Annotated in this window: 22 protein-coding genes and 1 rRNA gene; 22 read left to right on the top strand and 1 reads right to left on the bottom strand. The window is 41.0% G+C overall.

What is annotated here, in order from left to right; genetic code table 11:
* The first annotated feature begins 9 nt into the window (after positions 1-9).
* From rrf to rsmI, 14 genes are all read left to right on the top strand, one after another.
* Positions 10-125 (top strand): 5S ribosomal RNA (gene rrf / locus Q3W56_RS17825).
* Between the two features lie 178 nt (positions 126-303).
* Positions 304-498, top strand: coding sequence for an anti-sigma-G factor (gene csfB / locus Q3W56_RS17820; protein ID WP_003218290.1), 195 nt, complete (start codon positions 304-306; stop codon positions 496-498).
* Between the two features lie 132 nt (positions 499-630).
* Positions 631-1,245, top strand: coding sequence for a 5-bromo-4-chloroindolyl phosphate hydrolysis family protein (locus Q3W56_RS17815; RefSeq protein WP_302896345.1), 615 nt, complete (start codon positions 631-633; stop codon positions 1,243-1,245).
* An 18-nt stretch (positions 1,246-1,263) separates the two neighbouring features.
* Positions 1,264-2,421 (top strand): toxic anion resistance protein, encoded by a 1,158-nt coding sequence (locus tag Q3W56_RS17810; RefSeq protein ID WP_302896344.1) that lies wholly within the window; start codon positions 1,264-1,266, stop codon positions 2,419-2,421.
* Between the two features lie 81 nt (positions 2,422-2,502).
* Entirely contained in the window at positions 2,503-3,942 is a 1,440-nt protein-coding gene (locus Q3W56_RS17805; RefSeq protein WP_302896343.1) for an aminotransferase class I/II-fold pyridoxal phosphate-dependent enzyme, read from the top strand.
* Positions 3,939-4,577 (top strand): dTMP kinase, encoded by a 639-nt coding sequence (gene tmk / locus Q3W56_RS17800; RefSeq protein WP_268399236.1) that lies wholly within the window; start codon positions 3,939-3,941, stop codon positions 4,575-4,577. Before Q3W56_RS17805 ends, tmk begins: the two co-directional genes overlap by 4 nt.
* 74 nt (positions 4,578-4,651) lie before the next feature.
* Positions 4,652-4,981, top strand: a complete 330-nt coding sequence (gene darA, locus Q3W56_RS17795; RefSeq protein ID WP_019712995.1) for a cyclic di-AMP receptor DarA — start codon at positions 4,652-4,654, stop codon at positions 4,979-4,981.
* A 12-nt stretch (positions 4,982-4,993) separates the two neighbouring features.
* Positions 4,994-5,434: a YaaR family protein gene (locus Q3W56_RS17790; protein WP_302896342.1), complete on the top strand. Its 441-nt coding sequence runs from the start codon at positions 4,994-4,996 to the stop codon at positions 5,432-5,434.
* Between the two features lie 11 nt (positions 5,435-5,445).
* Positions 5,446-6,435 carry a DNA polymerase III subunit delta' gene (gene holB, locus Q3W56_RS17785; RefSeq protein WP_019712997.1) on the top strand — a complete coding sequence of 330 codons (990 nt, stop codon included), beginning with the start codon at positions 5,446-5,448 and terminating at the stop codon, positions 6,433-6,435.
* A 2-nt stretch (positions 6,436-6,437) separates the two neighbouring features.
* Positions 6,438-7,265 carry a competence/sporulation regulator complex protein RicT gene (ricT, locus tag Q3W56_RS17780; protein WP_019712998.1) on the top strand — a complete coding sequence of 276 codons (828 nt, stop codon included), beginning with the start codon at positions 6,438-6,440 and terminating at the stop codon, positions 7,263-7,265.
* 14 nt (positions 7,266-7,279) lie between these two features.
* Positions 7,280-7,639 (top strand): replication initiation-control protein YabA, encoded by a 360-nt coding sequence (gene yabA / locus Q3W56_RS17775; RefSeq protein WP_003218308.1) that lies wholly within the window; start codon positions 7,280-7,282, stop codon positions 7,637-7,639.
* 59 nt (positions 7,640-7,698) lie between these two features.
* Positions 7,699-8,442, top strand: coding sequence for a tRNA1(Val) (adenine(37)-N6)-methyltransferase (locus Q3W56_RS17770; protein ID WP_268399232.1), 744 nt, complete (start codon positions 7,699-7,701; stop codon positions 8,440-8,442).
* Complete coding sequence (locus Q3W56_RS17765; protein ID WP_268399231.1) at positions 8,429-8,728, top strand: GIY-YIG nuclease family protein; 300 nt, start codon at positions 8,429-8,431, stop codon at positions 8,726-8,728. Before Q3W56_RS17770 ends, Q3W56_RS17765 begins: the two co-directional genes overlap by 14 nt.
* The gene (rsmI, locus tag Q3W56_RS17760) at positions 8,703-9,581 is read left to right on the top strand and encodes a 16S rRNA (cytidine(1402)-2'-O)-methyltransferase (protein WP_302896341.1); all 879 of its coding nucleotides are present in this window, start codon (positions 8,703-8,705) and stop codon (positions 9,579-9,581) included. Before Q3W56_RS17765 ends, rsmI begins: the two co-directional genes overlap by 26 nt.
* A 48-nt stretch (positions 9,582-9,629) precedes the next feature.
* Here the strand turns inward: rsmI and abrB are convergent, their stop codons facing one another.
* Entirely contained in the window at positions 9,630-9,914 is a 285-nt protein-coding gene (abrB, locus tag Q3W56_RS17755) for a transition state genes transcriptional regulator AbrB (RefSeq protein ID WP_003218316.1), read from the bottom strand.
* A gap of 500 nt (positions 9,915-10,414) precedes the next feature.
* Here abrB and metG point away from each other — a divergent pair, with 500 nt between their 5' ends.
* The 8 genes from metG to Q3W56_RS17715 all read left to right on the top strand — a co-directional run bounded on the left by metG (position 10,415) and on the right by Q3W56_RS17715 (position 18,150).
* Positions 10,415-12,409: a methionine--tRNA ligase gene (gene metG, locus Q3W56_RS17750; RefSeq protein ID WP_302896340.1), complete on the top strand. Its 1,995-nt coding sequence runs from the start codon at positions 10,415-10,417 to the stop codon at positions 12,407-12,409.
* Positions 12,410-12,487: 78 nt separating this feature from the next.
* A complete protein-coding gene (locus tag Q3W56_RS17745; RefSeq protein ID WP_302896339.1) occupies positions 12,488-13,255 on the top strand; it encodes a TatD family hydrolase in 768 nt (255 codons plus the stop codon).
* Positions 13,256-13,500: 245 nt separating this feature from the next.
* Positions 13,501-14,724, top strand: coding sequence for a G5 and 3D domain-containing protein (locus tag Q3W56_RS17740; RefSeq protein WP_302896338.1), 1,224 nt, complete (start codon positions 13,501-13,503; stop codon positions 14,722-14,724).
* A 144-nt stretch (positions 14,725-14,868) separates the two neighbouring features.
* Entirely contained in the window at positions 14,869-15,429 is a 561-nt protein-coding gene (gene rnmV, locus Q3W56_RS17735; RefSeq protein WP_302896337.1) for a ribonuclease M5, read from the top strand.
* Entirely contained in the window at positions 15,422-16,300 is an 879-nt protein-coding gene (gene rsmA, locus Q3W56_RS17730) for a 16S rRNA (adenine(1518)-N(6)/adenine(1519)-N(6))-dimethyltransferase RsmA (RefSeq protein WP_019713006.1), read from the top strand. The genes rnmV and rsmA overlap by 8 nt, the downstream gene beginning before the upstream one ends.
* 160 nt (positions 16,301-16,460) lie before the next feature.
* Positions 16,461-17,333, top strand: coding sequence for a sporulation-specific protease PrtG (prtG, locus tag Q3W56_RS17725; protein WP_019713007.1), 873 nt, complete (start codon positions 16,461-16,463; stop codon positions 17,331-17,333).
* Between the two features lie 210 nt (positions 17,334-17,543).
* Positions 17,544-17,804, top strand: coding sequence for a biofilm formation stimulator Veg (gene veg / locus Q3W56_RS17720; RefSeq protein ID WP_003218330.1), 261 nt, complete (start codon positions 17,544-17,546; stop codon positions 17,802-17,804).
* A 160-nt stretch (positions 17,805-17,964) separates the two neighbouring features.
* Positions 17,965-18,150: a small, acid-soluble spore protein, alpha/beta type gene (locus Q3W56_RS17715; protein WP_003218333.1), complete on the top strand. Its 186-nt coding sequence runs from the start codon at positions 17,965-17,967 to the stop codon at positions 18,148-18,150.
* Positions 18,151-18,227: the final 77 nt, after the last annotated feature.

Below are 18,227 nucleotides of genomic sequence, written 5' to 3'. Positions count from 1 at the left end.
AGGCATTTGTTTGGTGGCGATAGCGAAGAGGTCACACCCGTTCCCATGCCGAACACGGAAGTTAAGCTCTTCAGCGCCGATGGTAGTCGGGGGTTTCCCCCTGTGAGAGTAGGACGCCGCCAAGCAAGGTTAAACCCAGCTCATTGAGCTGGGTTTTTTGTTTATTTAAGGTCAATAAAATCAAACAAATACAAACACCGACAGCTTATATAGGTCATATACTGATTTCAAGTTTCAAAAAGATCTAAATAGTGTATACAATATCCGGTTTAAGGGAAGGCTAATTGTACGGAGGTGGGGACGATGGATGAAACTGTTAAACCTAATCATACATGTGTGATTTGTGATCAAGAGAAGAATAGAGGTATTCATCTTTATTCGAAATTCATATGCTTAGATTGTGAGAGAAAAGTAATTTCTACATCAACTTCCGATCCTGACTATGCCTTTTACGTAAAAAAATTAAAGAGCATTCATACACCGCCATTATATTCTTAGACCTGAAAAGGTCTTTTTTTGTACTCTTTCATAAAGAATGGGTTCATAAAAAGAAGATGAAACTTGTTTAGGTATAGAACGTAGTAGATAATAATATTAAAACTGAGTATAAACACAGGAGTCGATGATCTCATGCAGAGATTTCTTCACTTTTTAATATGGAGTTTAACAGGCAGTGCGACTTTTGTTTTCATAGGGGTAATATGCTTTTTCGGTTTAAATCAGTCGCTTTTCCTATCTTTTGTTTATGGGATCGCTTCGGGAGCATTCGTATATACAGCTGGCATTTGGAATGCGAGACGCCTATTTCTGAAAAAGCACGCACTGACAGGAAGAGAATATGCCTACATTAAGAAAAACCTCCAGGAAGCAAGGCAGAAGATCATACGTCTTCGGAAAGCCTTGTTTCAAGCAAAAAGCATTCAAATATTTAAACAAAATGCAGAAATCCTGAGACTTGTCAGAAGAATTTACATTATCACTAAAAAAGAGCCAAAGCGGTTTTATCAGGCTGAGCGCTTTTTTTACCAAACTCTCGATTCGGTTGTTGAATTGACAGAGAAACATGCCTTTCTGTCATCTCATCCGAAAAAAAGCAAAGAACTGTCGATGTCGTTGAGTGAGACTCGTATCACTCTTGCTGAATTGACCAAGCGTTTAGAAGAAGATTTAACTCAAGTAATGGGTGATGAAATTGATGAACTGCATTTTGAATTGGATGCAGCAAAGCATTCATTAAAGAAATAATGGAAGAGGGTAAGGGCAATGAACCGAGATCAAAGCGACCTTCATATAGATGAATTATTGGCAGATCCTTTTGGTGATATAGAGATACCTAAGGCGGAGACTGTAGAAGCAGAGAAAAAGCAAGTACGCCTTGTTGATGTTCTTCCCGAGGAAAATAAGAAAAAAGCAATTCAGCTCGCTGGGCAAATCGATCATAAAAATATGCAAAGTATTGTCTTATACGGTTCACAAGCTCAGTCTAAACTGCTGAATTTTTCTCATACCATGATTGATCATGTTCAAAAAAAGGACGTCGGAGAGATCGGTGAAATTCTTGGAGAGCTGATGAAAAAGCTGGATCAAGTAAATCCAGATGATCTTCAGTCTAAGAAAAAGGGTTTTTTGGCACGCATGTTTGGAAGAGTATCGAATTCTCTTCAGGAGGTGCTGTCTAAATATCAAAAGACCAGCGTACAGATAGACAGAATCAGCTTGAAACTGGAGCACTCTAAAAATGCTTTAATCAGTGACAATAAGCTGTTAGAGCAGTTATATGAAAAAAACAAAGAGTATTTCACAGCGCTGAATGTTTATATTGCTGCGGGGGAACTGAAGCTGGAAGAATTAAAAACAAAAACCATTCCTGCACTGAAGCAACAGGCCGAATCAAGTGAACATAACCAAATGGCTGTTCAGGAAGTGAACGATTTGATTCAATTTGCTGACCGGTTAGATAAAAGGGTGCACGATCTGCTGCTGAGCAGGCAAATCACAATTCAAAGTGCTCCGCAAATCAGGCTGATTCAGAACACAAACCAAGCATTAGCTGAAAAAATCCAGTCATCCATTGTGACAGCAATTCCACTTTGGAAAAATCAAGTAGCAATTGCGCTGACGCTTTTACGGCAGCGTAATGCAGTGGACGCGCAACAGAAAGTATCTGACACAACCAACGAGCTTTTGCTGAAAAATGCGGAGCTTTTGAAAACCAATACAATTGAAACCGTTCGGGCAAATGAACGAGGCCTTGTTGATATTGATACTTTAAAGAAGGTGCAGGAAAGCTTAATCAGCACGCTTGAAGAAACGCTGACCATACAAGAAGAAGGACGAATCAAACGCCGTCAGGCAGAAGAAGAGCTTATGATGATGGAAGGCGATCTGAAGCAAAAACTGCTTTCAATAAAGGAAAGGTAGTTACCAGTAAGTCTAGCTTTAAGTTCTGTCAGAGGCACGATATAATAAAGTATAAGAAGACATAATCAAAGGATTGTTTTAATGAACACACCTTTATATAAAGCATTGATTCAACATGCGAGAAGAAATTCTCATTCATTTCATGTTCCGGGACATCACAATGGAGATGTCTTTTTTGATGACGCTAAGTCGATATTCGATCCGCTTCTCACCATTGATGTAACAGAGCTGGCAGGACTGGACGATCTCCATCATCCTTCTGGGGTGATTAAAGAGGCTCAAGAGCTTGTCAGTCAATTATATGGATCGGCGGAAAGTTTTTTCCTGGTGAATGGTACGACTGTTGGGAATTTAGCGATGATTTTATCTGTTTGTGAACCGGGTGAAACAATTCTGGTTCAAAGAAACTGTCATAAGTCTGTATTTCATGCTGTTGATTTGGCTGGTGCTGAGCCGGTTTATCTCGCACCTGACATTGATGAAGCGATGCATGTCCCTACGCATGTTCCGCTTGATACAATTAAAAAAGCCCTGGCAGCATATCCAGATGCAAAAGGTTTGGTGCTGACCAATCCGACATATTACGGGCATAGTGCTGATTTGACCGAAGTCATTTCAGAGGCGCATCATTATGAGATTCCTGTTTTGGTGGATGAAGCGCATGGTGCACATTTTGTTTTGGGGGAGCCTTTTCCAGACTCAGCTTTGAAAATGGGAGCAGATATCGTTGTTCAATCGGCTCATAAAACGCTGCCTGCCATGACGATGGGTTCTTATTTGCACCTCAACAGCAGCAGAATCGATCGGAATCGGGTTGCAGAGTATCTAGTCCGTTTACAAAGCAGCAGCCCGTCTTATCCGATCATGGCTTCATTAGACATTGCCCGCGCTTATGTGCAGCATATTATAGAAGAACGAAAGCTTTCTGACATTCTGCAGCAAATACAATCACTTAAACAAACGTTTGATTTACTTACTAATGCAGAATCTGTAGAACCGGCTGATTCGCGGATGATAACAGACCCGCTAAAGCTCACCATTCGTTCAAAACGGGGCCATTCGGGGTATACGCTGCAAAACATATTAGAGCGTGCCAACATATTCACTGAGCTTGCTGATGAAAATCAAGTACTGCTCGTTCTTCCATTGGGAGGAAAGCGCAGAATAAACGCTGAAACGATTAAAAGCATTGATGAAGAGATTGAAAAAACGCCTCTGGATCAGATGTTTGTTTCTGCAGAATGGGTAGCTCAGCCAGTTACTGTCTTGCCTTATCAAAAAAAGGTCTTACGAACGTTCAAGAAAGAATATGTGGACTTTGATGAAGCAGCAGGCCGGCTGAATGCAGAGGATATCATCCCTTATCCTCCGGGTATCCCGATGATCATGGCGGGAGAAAGAATTACAAAAGAAAGCGTGGAAAAGCTCAGCCGCTTGATCAGCATGAAAACGCATGTTCAAGGGAATATGAAAATCAAAGAGAAACAACTACTTGTTTATATAGAAGAGGGGAAATCATGAGCGGTTTATTTATTACATTCGAAGGTCCTGAAGGTGCGGGGAAAACGACTGTTCTGCGCGAAATCAAAAACATACTGATAGCAGAGGGCCTTCAGGTCACAGCAACTCGAGAGCCAGGCGGCATAGATATTGCAGAACAAATTCGAGAGGTTATTCTGAATGAAAACAACACATTAATGGATCCAAGAACAGAAGCTCTCTTATATGCGGCTGCAAGACGCCAGCATTTAGTTGAAAAAGTAAGACCTGCTTTAGAACAGGGGCATGTTGTTCTTTGTGACAGATTCATAGACAGTTCGCTCGCGTACCAGGGATATGCAAGAGGGCTTGGGATTGATGAGGTTCTGTCAATTAATGAGTTTGCCATCGGAGATATGATGCCCAATGTAACGGTGTATTTTTCAATTGATCCGGAAGAAGGCCTGAAACGTATTCACGCAAACGGCTCGCGGGAGAAAAACAGGCTCGATTTAGAAAAATTAAGCTTCCATACAAAGGTACGGGAAGGTTACCAAGAGCTGATGAAGCGATTCCCGAAAAGATTTCACTCAGTTGATGCCAGCCAATCCAAAGACCTAGTCGTTCAGGACGCCCTAAAAGTGGTTAATGAAGCGTTGAAAAAAATTCAATTGTGACCTGTTTCCCAATAGTTGATATAATAATGTAAACGAGATCATTGTTGTTTCCAATCTAAAGGAGGCCTTCACAGATGAAATTGATAGTGGCAGTTGTACAAGATCAGGACAGCAACCGACTTTTGAAAACCTTAACGGATCACAACTTTAGAGTTACAAAGCTTGCGACGACAGGAGGATTTCTTAAATCAGGCAACACAACGTTTATGATTGGTGTCGAGGATATACGAGTCGATAAAGCATTGAATCTCATTAAAGAAAACGGACAGAAACGTGACCAGATGATTGCTCCTGTATCTCCAATGGGCGGAAATGCTGATTCATATGTCCCTTATCCAGTAGAAGTTGAAGTTGGCGGAGCGACAGTATTTGTCCTTCCAGTCGATGAATTTCATCAATTTTAAGGATTTGAAACTGTGAAAATTAATAAAGATATACGTACATTTTTAGATAATAAACAGCTTCCTTCTGTGAAAACATCTGAGATCACAGCATCGTTTAAAACATCGATGGAAAACCAAAGCAGCAAATTGAAATTCGATCAGCTTACCAGGCTGCTATCGGATATAGAAGCGTTTGGAAAAAGACTGACGAAATCCCGGAATTTTAAGGACTTAGCGAGATTTAAAGGACTTGTGAAGCGTTTTGTCAAAGAAGCTGTAGACAGCGGCCTTTCACATGAAACATCGAAAAGCTTTGACCTGTATGGAAACAGCAAAACGCTGGGGCTTGTGAAGGAAATAGATGACACATTGGTACAGCTTACAGAAGAGATGATGGATCAGGAAAAACCGGCAATTGATTTACTGGATCGTATTGGCGAAATAAAAGGTTTATTGATTAACCTTTACACATAGAGAGTGATACAATGGCAATATCTTGGAAGGAAATGAACGAGCTTCAGCCCAGAGTGATGAAGCTTTTATATAATAGTATTGAGAAAGACAGACTATCACACGCTTATTTGTTTGAGGGGAAAAAAGGAACAGGCAAGCTTGATGCCGCGTTGCTTCTTGCGAAAAGCTTTTTTTGCCTCGAGGACGGCGCGGAGCCTTGCGAGAACTGCCGAAACTGTAAACGGATAGAGTCAGGGAACCATCCTGATCTTCATCTTGTTCAGCCAGATGGTTTATCGATCAAAAAGGCGCAAATTCAAGCGTTGCAAGAAGAGTTTTCTAAGACAGGGCTTGAATCTCATAAAAAGCTGTATATTATTTCGCACGCAGATCAAATGACAGCAAATGCGGCAAACAGCCTGCTGAAATTTTTAGAAGAACCGAATAAAGATACAATGGCCATCCTCATCACTGAGCAGCCCCAAAGGTTATTGGACACTATCATTTCAAGATGCCAAACCCTTCCTTTTCAGCCTTTGCAGCCGAAAGCAATTGAAGAAAGACTGATGGAACAGGACGTTTTGCCTCATATGGCAAGACTTCTGGCCAACATGACCAACAATGTAGCAGAAGCAGTCGAATTAAGTCGAAATGATGAGTTTGCAGAGTCTAGAGCGAAAGTGATAAAATTGTATGAAGTCCTACACCAGCGGAAAGGACATGCTTTTTTCTTTATTCAAGATCAATGGATGCCCTTTTTCAAAGAAAAAACCCATCAAGAAATGGGTCTTGATATGCTCTTATTGATATATCGGGATGTGTTGTCCATCCAAATAGGAAATGAAGATAAATTGATTTATCAAGACTTATTCCAATCAATAAAACAGCATGCGCTACAATCAACACAACAAAGCGTTACGAATCAGATACTTGCTGTTTTAGAAGCAAAGAAACGGCTTCATTCCAATGTGAATGTACAAGGATTAATGGAGCACTTGGTGTTAATGTTGCAGGAGGGATAAGCTTGTACAATGTAATTGGTGTCCGCTTTAAGAAAGCGGGTAAAATATATTATTTTGATCCGAATGGATTTCATATAGAAAAGGACAGCTGCGTAATTGTAGAAACTGTCAGAGGCGTTGAATATGGCCAGGTCGTGATTGCAAATAAACAGGTGGATGAGCATGATGTCGTGCTGCCCCTTCGTAAAGTGATACGAGTGGCTGACGAACGCGACCTTCTTATCGTAGAAGAAAATAAACAGGAAGCTTTATCAGCTTTTGACATCTGCCAAAAGAAAGTGACTGAACATGGCTTAGATATGAAGCTGGTCGATGTTGAATTCACGTTTGATCGCAATAAAGTTATTTTTTACTTCACTGCTGACGGCCGAGTAGACTTTAGAGAGCTTGTAAAAGATTTGGCTTCTATCTTTAAAACAAGAATTGAACTTCGCCAAATCGGAGTAAGGGATGAGGCGAAAATGCTCGGAGGAATCGGTCCTTGCGGAAGAATGCTTTGCTGTTCTACGTTCCTTGGTGATTTTGAACCCGTTTCCATTAAAATGGCCAAGGATCAGAACTTGTCTTTAAATCCTACGAAGATTTCAGGTCTTTGCGGCCGCTTGATGTGCTGTCTAAAATATGAGAATGATGAGTATGAGACGGCAAAAGAACAGCTTCCGGATATAGGAGAAATGATTACGACAGCAAACGGCCCCGCAAAGGTCGTTGGACTTAATATTCTGGAACGGGTGCTTCAGGTGGAACTGATAAACCGTGAAAAAGTGATAGAATATACTTGGGAAGAGCTCTTGGAAGAGGGCGTCGTATCCGCACAAACCACAGATTAACGAGGTGTGGAACCTTGGATAAAAAAGAGTTATTTGATACAGTCATTAACTTAGAAGAACAAATTGGTTCACTGTACCGGCAGCTGGGGGATTTGAAGCAGCATATCGGTGAGATGATTGAGGAAAATCATCATTTACAGCTTGAAAATAAGCATTTGCGCAAAAGGCTGGACGATACGACGCAGCAGATTGAGAAGTTCAAAGCTGATAAAAAAGAATCAAAAACACAGAAAACAGAGCAAACTGATATAGGGGAAGGATATGATAATCTGGCACGGCTGTATCAAGAAGGATTTCATATCTGCAATGTTCACTATGGAAGTGTTCGAAAAGAAGATTGTCTTTTCTGTCTGTCATTCTTAAATAAAAAATAAGGACAAGGCTTCCGCATAAGACGGGAGCCTTTTTCAAAGGTACTTGAAAGGATAAGAAGATGGTTTCATTACGTGATGATGAAAGATTAGATTATTTGCTGGCAGAGGACATGAAAATCATACAAAGTCCAACGGTGTTTGCATTTTCATTGGATGCTGTGCTTCTGTCCAAATTTGCCTACGTTCCGATTCAAAAAGGAAAAATTGTTGATTTATGCACTGGCAATGGCATTGTGCCGCTGCTGCTCAGTACAAGATCAAAAGCAGACATACTTGGAGTTGAAATTCAAGAAAGACTCCATGATATGGCTGTTCGCAGTGTTGAGTATAATAAGCTGCAGGAGCAGATTGAGATCATACATGATGATCTGAAAAATATGCCGGAGCAGTTGGGACATAATCGATATGATGTTGTCACCTGCAATCCCCCATATTTTAAAACGCCGAAACAAACTGAACAAAACATGAATGAGCATCTTAGAATCGCAAGACATGAAATTCACTGTACACTGGAAGATGTCATTTCAGTCAGCAGCAAGCTGCTCAAGCAAGGAGGAAAGGCAGCCCTTGTTCACAGGCCGGGACGGCTTCTGGAGATTTTTGAACTGATGAAAGCTTACCAAATTGAGCCGAAGCGTGTGCAATTTGTTTATCCGAAGCAAGGGAAAGAAGCCAATACCATTTTGGTTGAAGGCATTAAAGGCGGGCGTCCGGATTTGAAAGTTCTTCCCCCTTTATTCGTTTATGACGAACAAAATGAATATACGAAAGAGATCAGAACCATTTTATATGGAGACAAATAACCATTTCTTCTACGTCGTGCAGTGCAGGGACAATAGCTGGTATGCTGGGTATACCAACGATCTGCAGAAACGGGTAAAAACACACAATGACGGAAAGGGCGCAAAATATACAAAAGCAAGGCGTCCGGTTGAATTGATTTTTGCCGAAGTTTTCACAACAAAGCGGGAAGCCATGCAGGCGGAATATTATTTCAAAAAACTAACCCGAAAGAAAAAAGAGCTATATATAGAAGAAAAGCGGAACAGCAAGGAGGCTGTATATGTTAAGGCGCCAAATGAGCTTTAATGGAAAGTCGGACATGGGGATTCTTTATTTGGTCCCAACCCCAATTGGAAATTTAGAAGATATGACATTTCGGGCGATCGACACACTGAAATCAGTGGATGCGATTGCTGCGGAAGATACAAGACAAACGAAGAAACTTTGTCATGTATATGAAATTGAAACACCGCTCGTTAGTTATCACGAACATAATAAAGAGAGCAGCGGCCATAAAATTATAGAATGGCTGAAGTCGGGAAAAAACATTGCTCTTGTCAGTGATGCCGGGCTGCCGACGATTTCTGATCCGGGGGCGGAAATCGTGAAGGATTTTACAGAGATAGGCGGTTATGTTGTTCCGCTGCCGGGAGCCAATGCTGCATTAACGGCTCTAATCGCTTCAGGTATTGTACCGCAGCCTTTCTTCTTTTACGGTTTTCTCAACAGACAGAAAAAAGAAAAGAAGAAGGAGCTTGATGGTCTTAAAAAACGGAAGGAAACGATCATCTTTTATGAAGCACCCCATAGATTGAAGGAAACTTTGTCAGTGATGGCAGAGATATTAGGTGATCGGGAAATTGCTGTTACGCGCGAACTCACAAAGAAATATGAAGAGTTTATCAGAGGCACGATAACCGAGGTCATTGAATGGGCAAACGAGGATCAGATACGCGGTGAGTTTTGTCTCGTCGTAGAAGGCAGTAAAAATGAAGAATCAGATGAGGAAACACAATGGTGGGAAGACCTCACGGCGAAAGAACATGTCGAACATTACATCTCGAAAGGCGCTACTTCTAAAGAAGCTATTAAAAAAGCAGCAGTCGATCGCAATGTTCCAAAGCGTGAAGTGTATGATGCTTATCATATTCAGCAATAAAAAAACGTTCTTGTGTCATAACAAGAACGTTTTTTGTATGAGAAATGTTTATTTAAGGTTTTGAAGCTGGTTTTGGATTTCGCTGATGATTTGTTCAGCGCCTTCTTTACTAAGGACCAATTTACCGCCTGCAAGTTTAAGGTTATCATCAGAAACTTCACCAGTTACTTGGCAAGTCATGTTTGGTTTATATTTTTTAAGGATGATTTTTTCGTCATCAACATAAATTTCAAGAGCATCTTTTTCTGCAATTCCAAGAGTACGACGCAATTCGATAGGAATAACTACACGTCCTAGCTCATCAACTTTACGTACAATACCAGTAGATTTCATAAACTTTCTCCTCCCAAGAGATGATTATTTGTTTAAATTATATTTTTCTTCGTCATTATTCGACAAAATCCTTACCTTCATAGCATAACAAGGTTTCCAATAATCGTCAATCATTTTGTTTGCTATTGATTGTAAGATTTAGTTCTTATAGTCAGTAATGTATCAGAAACTACTGAAATAACAGCTTTTTATAAACTTCTAATAAAGCTATTATCCTACTAAAAATCCTTTTAAATCAAGACTTTCGAACCAAGGTTTTTTATTTCATTTGATTATATACGACAAAGTTCGACATCGACAGACTTTTTTTACTTTCATTAAAGATTTTTAATTTTAATTATTCTTTTTCAGGGCATACGTATATATTCTTGATCTTAAAGGCTAAGATGGTATCATAGATAAAGGATAAATATAAATAATATTCATATATGATTTGCACTTATCGCCGCTCTCGTCCTTTGGGCGGGAGCTTTTTGACATTCTGATTGGGAGGTTTCAAGATGCCGCAAGAAAACAATACATTTTACATTACAACACCGATTTATTATCCGAGCGGGAAATTACATATCGGCCATGCATATACGACAGTCGCGGGAGATGCGATGGCACGCTACAAAAGATTAAAAGGATTCGATGTTCGCTATTTAACAGGAACGGACGAGCATGGACAAAAAATTCAGCAAAAAGCTGAACAGGAAAACATTACACCTCAGGAGTATGTGGATCGTGCAGCGGCAGATATTCAGAAACTGTGGAAGCAGCTTGAAATCTCAAATGACGACTTTATCCGTACGACAGAAAAACGGCATAAAGTTGTGATTGAAAAGGTGTTTCAAAAGCTTCTTGATAACGGAGACATCTATCTTGATGAATATGAAGGCTGGTACAGTATCCCGGATGAAACATTCTACACGGAAACGCAGCTGGTTGATATTGAGCGAAATGAAAAGGGAGAGGTCATCGGTGGTAAAAGCCCTGACAGCGGACACCCAGTTGAATTAATCAAAGAGGAATCTTATTTCTTCCGTATGGGTAAATATGCGGATCGTCTTTTGAAATTCTATGAAGAAAACCCGACATTCATTCAGCCGGAATCACGCAAAAACGAAATGATTAACAACTTTATCAAGCCTGGACTTGAGGATTTGGCTGTATCACGTACCACTTTTGACTGGGGTGTGAAGGTGCCGGAAAATCCAAAACACGTTGTATATGTCTGGATTGACGCGCTATTTAACTATTTAACAGCACTCGGTTATGATACAGAAAATGATGAGCTTTATCAAAAATATTGGCCTGCCGATGTTCATTTAGTCGGTAAGGAAATTGTTCGATTCCATACCATTTACTGGCCAATTATGCTGATGGCCCTGGATCTGCCGTTGCCGAAGCAAGTATTTGCGCATGGCTGGCTTTTGATGAAAGACGGAAAAATGTCGAAATCAAAAGGGAACGTTGTAGATCCAGTTACATTAATTGAACGCTACGGTTTAGATGAGCTTCGTTATTATCTGCTTCGCGAAGTGCCATTCGGATCAGATGGTGTATTCACGCCGGAAGGTTTTGTTGAGCGGATTAACTATGATTTAGCGAATGATTTAGGAAACCTTTTGAATCGTACGGTTGCGATGATCAATAAGTATTTTGACGGACAAATCGGTTCTTACAAGGGTGCCGTGACGGAATTTGACCAAACGCTCACTTCTGTCGCTGAAGAAACAGTGAAGACTTACGAGAAAGCAATGGAAAACATGGAATTCTCGGTAGCTCTTTCGACATTATGGCAGCTAATCAGCCGCACAAATAAATACATTGATGAGACAGCTCCATGGGTGCTTGCCAAAGATCCGGCAAAAAAAGAAGAACTGCACTCAGTTATGTATCACCTTGCTGAATCATTGCGTATTTCAGCAGTGCTGCTTCAGCCGTTCTTAACGAAGACACCAGAAAAAATGTTCGAGCAGCTTGGCATTACTGATGAAGCTTTAAAAGCTTGGGATAGCATTACAGCTTTCGGCCAGCTGAAAGATACAAATGTACAAAAAGGCGAGCCGTTGTTCCCGCGTTTAGAGGCAGAAGAAGAAATTGCTTACATCAAAGGGAAAATGCAGGGCTCGGCGCCAGCTAAGGAAGAAGCAAAAGAAGAAGAGCCGCAAGAGGTTGATCGTTTACCTGAAATTACGATTGATCAATTTATGGATGTAGAACTTTGCGTGGCTGAGGTCATTCAGGCAGAGCCGGTGAAAAAAGCGGACCGTTTATTGAAGCTGCAGCTGGATCTTGGCTTTGAAAAACGCCAAGTTGTTTCCGGCATTGCGAAGCACTATAAGCCTGAAGAACTTATTGGGAAAAAACTTGTTTGTGTAACAAATTTAAAACCGGTTAAACTGAGAGGAGAGCTTTCTCAAGGTATGATCCTTGCAGGCGAAGCAGACGGCGTATTAAAAGTCGTGTCTATCGATCAGTCGTTACCAAAAGGCACAAGAATTAAATAATGATAAACAAAAGGTGTTTCACGTGTAACAATTCGTCGAACACCTTTTGTGTTTCGACAAGAAAGGAGTTTTTGACTTATGTTATTTGACACACACGCGCATTTAAATGCAGAACAATATGATACTGATTTGGAAGAGGTGATTGAACGGGCAAAAGCTGAAAAAGTGGAACGAATTGTTGTAGTTGGTTTTGACCGTCCGACCATTAGCCGTGCGATGGAAATGATTGAGCAATATGATTTTATGTATGCAGCCATCGGCTGGCATCCGGTTGACGCAATTGATATGACAGAGGAAGATTTAGAGTGGATAAGAGAGCTTTCTGCTCATGAGAAAGTGGTAGCAATAGGTGAAATGGGACTGGATTATCATTGGGATAAATCTCCTAAATATGTTCAAAAAGAGGTGTTCAGAAAACAAATCGCCTTAGCAAAAGAGGTCAACCTTCCTATTATCATTCACAACCGTGATGCAACGGAGGATGTCGTGACAATTTTGAAAGAGGAAGGCGCAGAAGCTGTGGGCGGGATTATGCACTGCTTTACAGGAAGTGCGGAAGTGGCGAGAGAATGCATGAAAATGAATTTTTATTTATCATTTGGGGGACCGGTGACATTCAAAAATGCGAAGAAGCCGAAGGAAGTTGTGAAGGAAATCCCGAATGACCGGTTGCTGATTGAAACTGACTGCCCGTTTCTCACACCTCATCCTTTTCGCGGAAAAAGAAATGAGCCAAGCTATGTGAAATATGTGGCAGAGCAAATCGCTGAATTAAAAGGAATGACCTTTGAAGAAATTGCATCAGTTACGACGGAAAATGCAAAAAGACTTTTTCGTATAAACTGACAAAAAACGCTAGCGGGTTTTGTAAGAGCTTGTCCCTTACAGCGTTTTTCTATAAAAGTTCTACATGCTTTCTTCTCCTCATAGGATAGGTTTGTCGACAAGTCTTTCTTCCGTTTCTCAGTGTAATTCAGGATAATGAAGAAGACACTGAGCTTTTTGGAGAAAGAGAGGGGAGGGTTGACAGCCTTTTATATACTCTATATAATCTCTCCGAGGAGAAGGAGGCGTTTTTCATCACACAAAAAATGAAAAAGCTGTTTTCCGTAAAGCTTAGCAAAAGCAAAGTCATTCTGGTTGCTGCTTGTTTCCTTTTGGCAGGAAGCGGGACTGCGTATGCGGCTCATGAGCTGACAAAACAATCAGTCTCAGTTTCTATCAATGGCAAAAAGAAACTTATACGCACACATGCAAAAACAGTCGGTGATCTTTTAGAGACGCTTGATATAGAGACCAGAGACGAAGACAAGATCACACCTGCTAAACAGACAAAGATAACAGCAGATATGGACGTTGTGTATGAGGCTGCAAAACCTGTGAAGCTTACAATAAACGGGGAAGAAAAGACATTATGGTCAACAGCAAAAACGGTCGGTGCATTACTGGACGAACAAGATGTTGAAGTGAAAGAACAAGATCAAATTGATCCCGCAATAGATACAGATGTTTCGAAAGACATGAAGATTAACATAGAACCCGCGTTCCAGGTTACTGTGAATGATGCAGGTAAACAAAAGAAGATCTGGACGATTTCGACTACGGTCGCTGACTTTTTAAAACAGCAAAAGATGAACATAAAAGACGAAGATAAAATCAAGCCTGCGTTAGATGCAAAACTGACGAAAGGAAAGGCTGATATTATAATTACTCGTATCGAAAAGGTCACCGATGTAGTTGAAGAGAAAATCGCGTTTGATGTGAAAAAGCAAGAAGACGCTTCTCTTGAAAAAGGGGAAGAAAAGGTCGTCCAAAAAGGAAAAGAAGGCAAGCTTAAAAAACATTTCGAAGTCGTCAAAGAAAACGGCAAAGAAGTGTCCAGAGAGCTTGTAAAAGAAGAAACAGCTGAACAAAGCAAAGATAAGGTAATTGCTGTCGGAACAAAGCAAAGCAGTCCAAAGATTGAAAAGGTCAGTACTTCCGGCGATTCAAAAACAGTTGTGTCCCGCAGCAATGAATCAACAGGCAAAGTCATGACTGTATCATCTACGGCTTATACGGCTAGCTGCAGCGGTTGTTCAGGGCATACAGCTACAGGCGTCAATTTGAAAAATAATCCGAATGCCAAAGTGATCGCTGTAGATCCAAATGTCATTCCGTTAGGCTCGAAAGTTCATGTTGAGGGCTATGGATATGCCATTGCTGCAGATACTGGTTCAGCGATTAAAGGGAACAAAATAGACGTCTTTTTCCCAGAGAAATCATCGGCGTACCGATGGGGAAATAAAACAGTCAAAATTAAAATTTTAAATTAATATATACTTATCTATTCAGAGGGTTTTGCGCCCTCTGTTTTTTTCGTTATAATAGACAAAGTGTATTTTCTGCTTATTAGACGCTCGACATAAGAAAAAGTTTCATAAATATACAAAAGTTTTTATTTTGTTTTGGAGGAAATAATGAAAATTAAAGAGATCATTGTGGTCGAGGGGCGTGACGATACGGCCCGCATCAAATTGGCTGTTGATGCAGACACAATTGAAACAAATGGTTCAGCCATTGATGATAAAGTGATTGACCGAATCCGTTTAGCCCAGAAGACGAGAGGCGTCATTATTTTAACGGATCCGGACTTCCCGGGAGAGAAGATTCGCAAAACCATTTCAGAGGCTGTACCCGGCTGTAAGCATGCATTTTTACCCAAGCATCTTGCCAAACCTAAAAACAAGCGAGGAATTGGTGTGGAGCACGCATCGATTGAAAGCATTAGGGCATGTTTAGAAAACGTGCACGAAGAGATGGAAGCGCAGCCGAGTGATATTTTAGCTGAGGATTTGATTCATGCTGGACTGATTGGCGGATCTGCGGCCAAACGCCGACGCGAACGACTGGGTGATCTGTTGAAAATCGGTTATACAAATGGCAAACAGCTTCAAAAACGGCTGCAAATGTTTCAAATTAAAAGAAGTGATTTTATGAGTGCGCTCGATACCGTTAAGCGGGAGGAACAGAATGAATAAAGATATTGCGACACCAATTAGAACGAAAGAGATACTGAAAAAATACGGTTTTTCTTTTAAAAAGAGCTTAGGACAAAATTTCTTAATTGATACGAACATTTTAGACAGAATTGTCGATCACGCGGAAGTGACGGAGAAAACTGGTGTCATAGAAATCGGCCCGGGAATCGGGGCTTTGACCGAACAAATTGCCAAGCGGGCGAAAAAGGTCGTGGCATTCGAGATTGACCAGCGATTATTGCCTATCCTGAAGGATACACTGTCTCCTTATGACAATGTCACTGTCATTCATCAGGACGTATTAAAGGCGGATGTCAAATCGGTCATTGAAGAACAATTTCAAGACTGTGATGAGATTATGGTTGTAGCCAACCTTCCTTATTACGTGACAACGCCGATTATCATGAAACTCCTGGAAGAACATCTTCCGCTGAAAGGGATTGTGGTCATGCTGCAAAAAGAAGTGGCAGAGCGCATGGCGGCAGACCCTTCATCTAAGGAGTACGGCTCGCTTTCAATTGCGGTGCAATTTTATACAGAAGCCAAAACGGTGATGACAGTTCCGAAAACTGTGTTTGTTCCTCAGCCAAACGTTGATTCCGCAGTCATTCGGCTGATTCTCCGCGACGGCCCGGCAGTGGACGTGGAGAACGAAGCCTTTTTCTTTCAATTAATCAAGGCAAGCTTTGCTCAGCGCCGTAAAACGCTGCTTAATAACTTAGTCAACAATTTGCCTGAAGGAAAAGCACAAAAATCAACGATTGAGCAAGTGCTGGAAGAAACAAATATTGACGGCAAGCGCCGAGGCGAATCTCTGTCTATTGAGGAGTTCGCCGCGCTGTCTAACGGATTGTATAAAGCCCTTTTCTAAAAGGGCTTTTTGTTTTGCGCACCACATGGACTGCCGCTACATAGGCTAGAGAAGGACCTTTCATTCAATGATAAGAAAAACTTGGACTCAGCGAAAAAAGGCGCTTTCTCAAGGCTCTTTCTTTCATGATGAGGCTTAGTCTATGTGTGGAGTGAGGAACGTGCAATTTCAAATAGGGGATATGGTAGCCAGAAAATCCTATCAAATGGATGTTTTGTTTCGCATTATAGGGATAGAGCAAACAAGCAAAGGAAATTCCATTGCTATTTTGCATGGTGATGAAGTCAGGCTGATTGCTGATTCGGATTTTTCTGATCTGGTAGCAGTGAAAAAAGATGAGCAGATGATGCGGAAAAAGAAAGATGAGAGCAGAATGAATGAATCGCTCGAATTGCTCCGCCAGGATTATAAGCTGCTCAGAGAAAAGCAGGAGTACTACGCGACAAGCCAATATCAGCATGAGGAGCATTATTTTCATATGCCAGGCAAGGTGCTTCATCTGGATGGTGATGAAGCATATCTCAAAAAATGCTTGAATGTCTATAAAAAAATTGGAGTGCCGGTCTACGGCATCCACTGCCATGAAAAGAAAATGTCTGCTTCTATTGGAGAATTGCTCGACAAATATCGACCTGACATCCTGGTGATAACAGGGCATGATGCATACTCGAAGCAAAAGGGCAGCATTGATGATTTGAACGCGTACAGACATTCAAAGCACTTTGTTGAGACGGTTCAGAATGCCCGAAAAAAGACCCCTCACTTAGATCAGCTTGTTATATTTGCGGGGGCCTGCCAATCCCATTTTGAATCACTCATAAAAGCGGGGGCAAATTTCGCGAGTTCACCATCAAGAGTCAACATTCATGCGCTTGATCCGGTATATATCGTCGCGAAAATCAGCTTTACGCCGTTTATGGAACGTATCAATGTATGGGAAGTACTCCGAAATACGCTGACAAGAGAGAAAGGGCTCGGAGGTATTGAAACAAGAGGAGTGCTGAGAATTGGAATGCCTTATAAGTCTAATTAACAGCTGAAAACCTGTATAGGAGATCTATGCGGGTTTTTTATTTTGCATAATGATACATAATTTACCGAAGCTTGCGGAAAATAATTGAGGAATCATAGAATTTTGTCAAAATAATTTTATTGACAACGTCTTATTAACGTTGATATAATTTAAATTTTATTTGACAAAAATGGGCTCGTGTTGTACAATAAATGTAGTGAGGTGGATGCAATGGCGAAGACGTTGTCCGATATTAAAAGATCGCTTGATGGGAATTTAGGTAAGAGGCTGACGTTAAAAGCAAACGGTGGCCGCCGAAAAACGATTGAGCGCTCGGGCATTTTAGCTGAGACGTACCCTTCTGTTTTTGTGATACAACTAGATCAAGACGAGAACTCGTTTGAAAGAGTTTCATACAGTTATGCTGATATTTTGACTGAGACTGTTGAGCTGACATTTAATGATGACGCCGCAAGCTCAGTGGCATTTTAACGGGCAGTGAACCTTTTGTTTACTGCTTTTTGTTTTGCCCTTTTTTGGTTTCCAGTAATTTTAATGAGAGTTCCATCTGATTTAACAAAAGATAAAACAGTCACATATTATCGTGACGTGCACGAATGGCTATCACTTCTAAAAAAAGGGGTTGTTTCGTTTGGGCAGACGTCGTGGAGTTATGTCAGATGAGTTTAAATATGAGCTGGCTAAAGACCTTGGTTTTTATGACACAGTCAAAAATGGCGGCTGGGGCGAAATTCGGGCCCGCGATGCCGGTAACATGGTAAAGCGCGCTATTGAAATCGCCGAACAGCAAATGGCTCAGAACCAGAATAACCGATAAGGATGTGACCCGGGGGACGTACTGTTCCCCGGTTTTTTGTGTTGGATATAAATACATAATTGGCTGCAATATGGATA

This window comes from Bacillus sp. C28GYM-DRY-1 (assembly GCF_030519405.1).
Lineage (GTDB): Bacteria > Bacillota > Bacilli > Bacillales > Bacillaceae > Bacillus > Bacillus spizizenii_A.
The sequence above is the reverse complement of the archived record's forward strand: the minus strand, read 5'-3'. Positions and strand labels throughout refer to the sequence as shown.

Excerpts from the sequence above, each read along its gene's own strand:
- abrB (WP_003218316.1), bottom strand. The coding sequence starts at position 9,914 with ATGAAATCTACTGGTATTGTACGTAAAGTTGATGAGCTAGGACGTGTA.
- Q3W56_RS17765 (WP_268399231.1), top strand. The coding sequence starts at position 8,429 with ATGGAGACAAATAACCATTTCTTCTACGTCGTGCAGTGCAGGGACAAT.
- Q3W56_RS17810 (WP_302896344.1), top strand. The coding sequence starts at position 1,264 with ATGAACCGAGATCAAAGCGACCTTCATATAGATGAATTATTGGCAGAT.
- Q3W56_RS17805 (WP_302896343.1), top strand. The coding sequence starts at position 2,503 with ATGAACACACCTTTATATAAAGCATTGATTCAACATGCGAGAAGAAAT.
- veg (WP_003218330.1), top strand. The coding sequence starts at position 17,544 with ATGGCGAAGACGTTGTCCGATATTAAAAGATCGCTTGATGGGAATTTA.
- rnmV (WP_302896337.1), top strand. The coding sequence starts at position 14,869 with ATGAAAATTAAAGAGATCATTGTGGTCGAGGGGCGTGACGATACGGCC.
- csfB (WP_003218290.1), top strand. The coding sequence starts at position 304 with ATGGATGAAACTGTTAAACCTAATCATACATGTGTGATTTGTGATCAA.
- holB (WP_019712997.1), top strand. The coding sequence starts at position 5,446 with ATGGCAATATCTTGGAAGGAAATGAACGAGCTTCAGCCCAGAGTGATG.
- Q3W56_RS17815 (WP_302896345.1), top strand. The coding sequence starts at position 631 with ATGCAGAGATTTCTTCACTTTTTAATATGGAGTTTAACAGGCAGTGCG.
- darA (WP_019712995.1), top strand. The coding sequence starts at position 4,652 with ATGAAATTGATAGTGGCAGTTGTACAAGATCAGGACAGCAACCGACTT.
- metG (WP_302896340.1), top strand. The coding sequence starts at position 10,415 with ATGCCGCAAGAAAACAATACATTTTACATTACAACACCGATTTATTAT.
- rsmA (WP_019713006.1), top strand. The coding sequence starts at position 15,422 with ATGAATAAAGATATTGCGACACCAATTAGAACGAAAGAGATACTGAAA.
- rsmI (WP_302896341.1), top strand. The coding sequence starts at position 8,703 with ATGTTAAGGCGCCAAATGAGCTTTAATGGAAAGTCGGACATGGGGATT.
- Q3W56_RS17770 (WP_268399232.1), top strand. The coding sequence starts at position 7,699 with ATGGTTTCATTACGTGATGATGAAAGATTAGATTATTTGCTGGCAGAG.
- tmk (WP_268399236.1), top strand. The coding sequence starts at position 3,939 with ATGAGCGGTTTATTTATTACATTCGAAGGTCCTGAAGGTGCGGGGAAA.
- Q3W56_RS17745 (WP_302896339.1), top strand. The coding sequence starts at position 12,488 with ATGTTATTTGACACACACGCGCATTTAAATGCAGAACAATATGATACT.
- Q3W56_RS17740 (WP_302896338.1), top strand. The coding sequence starts at position 13,501 with ATGAAAAAGCTGTTTTCCGTAAAGCTTAGCAAAAGCAAAGTCATTCTG.